At 34.6% G+C, this 5104-nt stretch carries 6 protein-coding genes; all 6 read left to right on the plus strand.

Going from position 1 to position 5104, the window contains the following annotated elements:
- Window positions 1-101 precede the first annotated feature (101 nt).
- The 6 genes from CI949_RS16655 to CI949_RS16680 all read left to right on the plus strand — a co-directional run bounded on the left by CI949_RS16655 (window position 102) and on the right by CI949_RS16680 (window position 5042).
- Window positions 102-1697, plus strand: coding sequence for a flagellar hook-length control protein FliK (locus CI949_RS16655; protein WP_089716300.1), 1596 nt, complete (start codon window positions 102-104; stop codon window positions 1695-1697).
- 13 nt (window positions 1698-1710) lie between these two features.
- Window positions 1711-2151 carry a flagellar hook capping FlgD N-terminal domain-containing protein gene (locus CI949_RS16660; RefSeq protein ID WP_089716299.1) on the plus strand — a complete coding sequence of 147 codons (441 nt, stop codon included), beginning with the start codon at window positions 1711-1713 and terminating at the stop codon, window positions 2149-2151.
- 15 nt (window positions 2152-2166) lie between these two features.
- A complete protein-coding gene (locus tag CI949_RS16665) occupies window positions 2167-2562 on the plus strand; it encodes a TIGR02530 family flagellar biosynthesis protein (RefSeq protein WP_133505468.1) in 396 nt (131 codons plus the stop codon).
- Between the two features lie 180 nt (window positions 2563-2742).
- The gene (locus tag CI949_RS16670) at window positions 2743-3942 is read left to right on the plus strand and encodes a flagellar hook protein FlgE (protein ID WP_089716297.1); all 1200 of its coding nucleotides are present in this window, start codon (window positions 2743-2745) and stop codon (window positions 3940-3942) included.
- Between the two features lie 80 nt (window positions 3943-4022).
- A complete protein-coding gene (locus tag CI949_RS16675) occupies window positions 4023-4232 on the plus strand; it encodes a flagellar FlbD family protein (RefSeq protein ID WP_089716296.1) in 210 nt (69 codons plus the stop codon).
- Window positions 4233-5042, plus strand: a complete 810-nt coding sequence (locus CI949_RS16680; RefSeq protein ID WP_089716295.1) for a motility protein A — start codon at window positions 4233-4235, stop codon at window positions 5040-5042.
- The last annotated feature ends 62 nt before the right edge of the window (window positions 5043-5104 follow it).

A 5104-nucleotide genomic window follows, 5' to 3' on the forward strand; every position in this document is an offset into this window, starting at 1 on the left:
CCATTAGGTATAATTTCCTAGCTAATAAAAAAATGAGATTTTAAATTAGATAGAAATAGATAAATAAAAGTTAAAGATAAGCATTGAAAGGGGGTGAGAAATTGAATCAAATAATTGCATTGAATCAGTACAAATTCCAACAGCAGGCAGAGCCAAAAAAAAGTAGAAAGCTGAGTCATGAAAACTACTCTCAAAGTTCTTTTGCTGAAAAAATGAAAGCAGTTCAAAAAAGAGATGATAATTTTGCTTTCAAGGAAAAGTCTAAAGAAATTAAAAGTTCATCTGATTCTGAGAGGTTATCAAACAAAGCTGTTGGCTCCGAAAAAGACCTTTCAAAAAAGAATGAATCATCTTCTGGAAAAGATATTAGAAAAATGCTGCAGGAAACTGCTGAAGAAGCATTTACCCAGTTAGCTCAGCTGAATTTAGGTGATGTTGATTGGCAGAAGTTGAATTCCCAATTTAAAGAGGCTGAATTTTTAGAAGCTGCCGGAGGTGATCTGCTTTCGAAAGCTGATGGATTTGAATTAGAATTTTCACAGCTAAGTACTGCTAATTTAAAGACATTAATTTCTGATTTAGAAAACATGATTTCAAGCTCTGGAGTTAATTTAGCTAACAATGATCAGCTTGCTTCACTACTTAACCTCCCAAAAGAAGTTGAGACAGAAAAAAATATATTGTCTGATAATCAAGCTTTTGGAGAAAAATTTGCTGATTACTTTAAGTTTCAGAACCAAGCAGAACCGAAAACTGATGAATTAGCTTCTTTAGAAAACAGGGAGCAAATTCAAATTTCTGAAAAAACTGCAGCAGCTGAAATTGCTGGTAAAACAGAAAAAAAGAATGTTGATTTTACTAACTCTGATCAAAATAAATTGAGTCAGAAGATTGATTTCGAGCAGAGAAATCTGGCTGATAACACTCTGCGTCAGGAAAGTGCTGAAAAAAATACTACCCATAATAATTCAAAAGTTGAACAGGAATCTAAGCTGTTTAATTTAACAGAGCAAAAAGAAGTTTCAGAATTTAATTCTAAAGTGGTTTTAGAAACTGCTAAAGGAGATAATGCTGCTGAAAAGAAGATTATTGATTTTAATTTTTCTGGAGCTGATTCTTCATTAAATACTGAACTCAATGCTGGTGATAAGACTAATAGTTTTGCTTTGAATAACAATCAACTTAAAGGTGAATTACCGGTAAAAGAGCAATTTGTGCAGCAGTTTAAAGGAGAGTTTTCAGCTGCTAAAAACGAAATGAATATTGAGCTAAAACCTGAATCACTTGGTAAAATTGAGGTTAGACTTAATTTAAATGAAGGTAAAATTGATGCCAGGATGTTGGTGGAAAACAAGCTGGTTCAGACTCAATTAGAAAGCAGTATGAAAGAAATAAAATCTGATCTGATTAAACAGGGAATTAATATTGAACAGTTTAAAATTGAAACTGCTAAGGCAGGACCTCGTCAGGTTGAACAGCAGAATGATTTTAACTTAAATGATCAAAACTCTGCTTTTAGTGATGGTGAGACCGGTCAGAATCAGGAATATGAACAACGTCAGTTTTTCCAGGGACAATATTATGTAGAAAGAGGATTAAGGAACAGCAGTTTAGATAGAGAAAATATAGTTATGAGACAGCAGGAAATAATCAATAGAGCTGCCTTTTCGAAAGGGAAGCTTAATTTGATTGTCTAAAGGAGGTAGTTATATGTCAGATATATATAATGTAAGTTCTACGCAGAGCACACAGTATCAGCAGGAAATTCAGAGAAAATCGCTTGAGGCGAATGATGGATTGGGTCAGGATGCTTTTTTTAAGATTCTAATAACCCAGCTGCAGAATCAAGATCCTTTAAATCCAATGGAAGATCGTGATTTTATTTCTCAAATGGCTGAGTTTACTTCTCTAGAAAAAACTGAAAAACTTTACTCACTGCTGGAAGATAAATTAAGTTCTAATCAGGTAATTGATAATAGCAGCTTAATTGGTAAAGAGATTACTGCTAACGTAGAAGGTGTAAAATTAGAAGGTATTGTTAATGCTGTAAAATCTTCTAAGGATAAAGTCTTAGCAGTGCTGGATACTGGCTCTGAAATAGATATTAGCAATATTACTCAGGTTAAGAATATTGAAGCTGAAGAATTATAAAAAGAGGTGTTTTAAATGGATAACAGATTAAAGATAAATCAACCAATACAGCCTCTAAAAAGAACAGAGCAGCAGAATAAAGCTGCCCAAAAGAATAAAAATCCGAATTCTCCTTCTTTTAAAGATATTTTAGGGGAGAAGATGAATGGAAAAAATGAACTTTCTTTTTCCAAACATGCTCAAAAAAGAATTAAGTCTCGTGCTATTCCAGTTTCCAAAACAGAACTCGATAAGTTAAGTACAGGAGTGGAAAAGGCTAGAGATAAAGGAGCTAGAGATTCACTGGTAATGGTTAATGATGTAGCCTATATAGTTAGTGTAGAGAATAATACTGTAGTTACAGCTGTAGATGAGGCAAGTATGGATGATAATGTTTTTACTAATATAGATAGTGCTGTATTTATGAAATAAAGATATCTATATAATGTTCTAAAATATTAATTAAAGATGATGGGATATAAAATTGAAAGACTTAAGCTAAAAATTATAGAATTAGCTTAAATCGGATATGAGCTGGACCTTTTTCAGGGAGCTCTGTTCTGCTGTCGATAACAGTAGGACTCCGATAAATACTGAAGGAGGAAAAATTATATGTTAAGATCGATGTATGCCGGTGTGTCAGGATTGAATACCCACCAGCAGATGATGGATGTAACAGGTAATAATATTGCAAATGTAAATACAATTGGTTTTAAAAGCAGTCGTGTTACTTTTAAGGAAATGTTAAGTCAGACTTTGAAAGGGGCTTCAAGACCTTCTGAAAATAGAGCGGGAACAAATCCACAGCAGATAGGACTTGGTGTGGGATTAGGAAGTATAGATAATGATATGTCTTCCGGAAATCTGCAGTCAACTGGGAAAACCTCTGATGTTGCAATCCAGGGGGATGGATTTTTTGTTTTACAGGATGGAGATCAAAAGTATTACACTAGAGCAGGTAATTTTAATTTTGATGCTCAGGGTAACTTATATTCTGGTATTTCAGGTTTAAAAGTACTGGGAGAGAGTGGTGAAATTCAGTTAGATAAAACTATATTACCAGAACCAACAACTTATATGGATATTGAAGGTAATTTAAGTAGTGAGACTGAGGATGGTAAAACTAAAACAATCAGCTCAGACTATATTGATTCTAAAGGTGTTTCTCATACTTTAGAAATAGCATTTAAAAAAAGCACTACTGATAATCAGTGGACTGTAGTTGAAGATAGTATAAAAATTGATGGAGATAAGACTTTAGTTGGTACATCACCAACTGGAGATCATACTATTTCATTTTATCAAGATGGAGCATTAGATAGTGGTTCTGAAGTGGGCTTATCTATCGCTTCAATAGATGGTGCTGCACCAGCTACAATCAATTTGGATTTTACAAAATTAACTCAATTGGGTGGAGGTTCAGATATTAAGTTTGGTGAAATGGATGGTGTAGCTATGGGAAGCTTAGAATCCTTTTCTTTTGCTGAAAATGGTGATGTAATTGGTTCTTACGATAATGGCTTGACTCAGGTAGTTGACCGTATTGCATTAGCACAATTTGAAAACCCATCGGGGTTGACTAGAAAAGATGGGTTATTTGTTGAATCTCCAAACTCAGGTGTAGCAAATGTTGGGATGCCTATGGAAGGTGGTTTTGGTTCTTTAGCTCCAGCAACCTTAGAAATGTCTAATGCCAACCTATCACAGGAGTTTACAAACATGATCACTGCTCAAAGAGGTTTTCAGGCAAGTTCAAAATTAATTACAACCTCAGATGAAATGCTGCAGGAATTAGTTAATTTAAAAAGATAATTTAAATTAAACTTTCAGGCTGAAATCTTTTTTGGTTTCAGCCTGAGAAATAATAAGAATGTTAAATAAGGAAGTGTATGATGATTAAATTGACCAGGACAAGTGGGGAAAAATTTATATTAAATGCTGAACAGATATTAGAAGTTCAGGAAACTCCGGATACAGTGATTACCTTAAACAATGGGAAGAAGCTGCTTGTCAAAGATTCAGCAGATGATATAGTTGCAAAGGTAATAAATTATCGACAGAGGGTTATGGCCGGAATTACTAGAACAGGGGAGAGATCTTAAATGGATATAGCGACAATTGTTGGGGTAGCAGCAGGAGCAATAATATTTAGTGCAGTAGCAGTACTGGGTGGTAATGTAATAATCTTTGTAAGTCTTCAGTCTGCCCTGGTAGTTTTAGGTGGTACCCTGGCCGGTGTAATGATCAGTTATACTTTCAATGATCTAAAAAACATTCCTAATTTATTAAGAGTATCATTTGAAGATGACAAAATGGAATCAGAACATATAATTGAAAGCCTTGTTAACTTTGCCGAAAAGGCAAGAAGAGAAGGACTTTTGGCTTTAGAAGATGATGCAGCAGAAATGGAAGATGAATTTCTGCAGAAAGGTATTCAGTTGATTGTTGATGGTACTGATCCTGAATTGGTAAGAAATATACTGGAAACAAAATTAACTTTTTTACAGGAACGACACACAAAAGGTAGAGGTATTTTTGCGACAATGGGTCAGCTGGCACCTGCCTTTGGTATGATTGGGACTTTAATCGGTTTAGTGCAGATGTTAAGTCAGCTTGATGATCCAACTAAGCTTGGTTCCGGGATGGCGGTAGCTTTAATTACAACCTTATATGGGGCTCTACTGGCAAATTGGATCTTTATTCCTCTTTCTAAAAATTTAGAAACCCAGAGTAACCATGAAATTCATGTTAAAGAAGTTATGATTGAAGGGATTTTGTCAATACAGGCTGGCGAAAACCCAAGAATTGTTAAAGAGAAACTTCATGCTTTCCTTTCTGAAGGGGAAAAAGAAGAAGTTGAAGCTAGAATAAATGGAAGTGGAGGGGTGGGAATAAGGGAAAATGCCTCTTAAAAACAAGAAACACAAAAAGGAAGATGATGGTGGTGGATCTCCTGCTTGGATGACTACTTTTG

It is taken from the genome of Halanaerobium sp., from assembly GCF_003070835.1.

What these genes read in the sequence shown, in the direction of transcription:
- CI949_RS16660 (WP_089716299.1), top strand. Translation starts at nt 1,711, where the DNA reads ATGTCAGATATATATAATGTAAGTTCTACGCAGAGCACACAGTATCAG.
- CI949_RS16665 (WP_133505468.1), top strand. Translation starts at nt 2,167, where the DNA reads ATGGATAACAGATTAAAGATAAATCAACCAATACAGCCTCTAAAAAGA.
- CI949_RS16670 (WP_089716297.1), top strand. Translation starts at nt 2,743, where the DNA reads ATGTTAAGATCGATGTATGCCGGTGTGTCAGGATTGAATACCCACCAG.
- CI949_RS16675 (WP_089716296.1), top strand. Translation starts at nt 4,023, where the DNA reads ATGATTAAATTGACCAGGACAAGTGGGGAAAAATTTATATTAAATGCT.
- CI949_RS16680 (WP_089716295.1), top strand. Translation starts at nt 4,233, where the DNA reads ATGGATATAGCGACAATTGTTGGGGTAGCAGCAGGAGCAATAATATTT.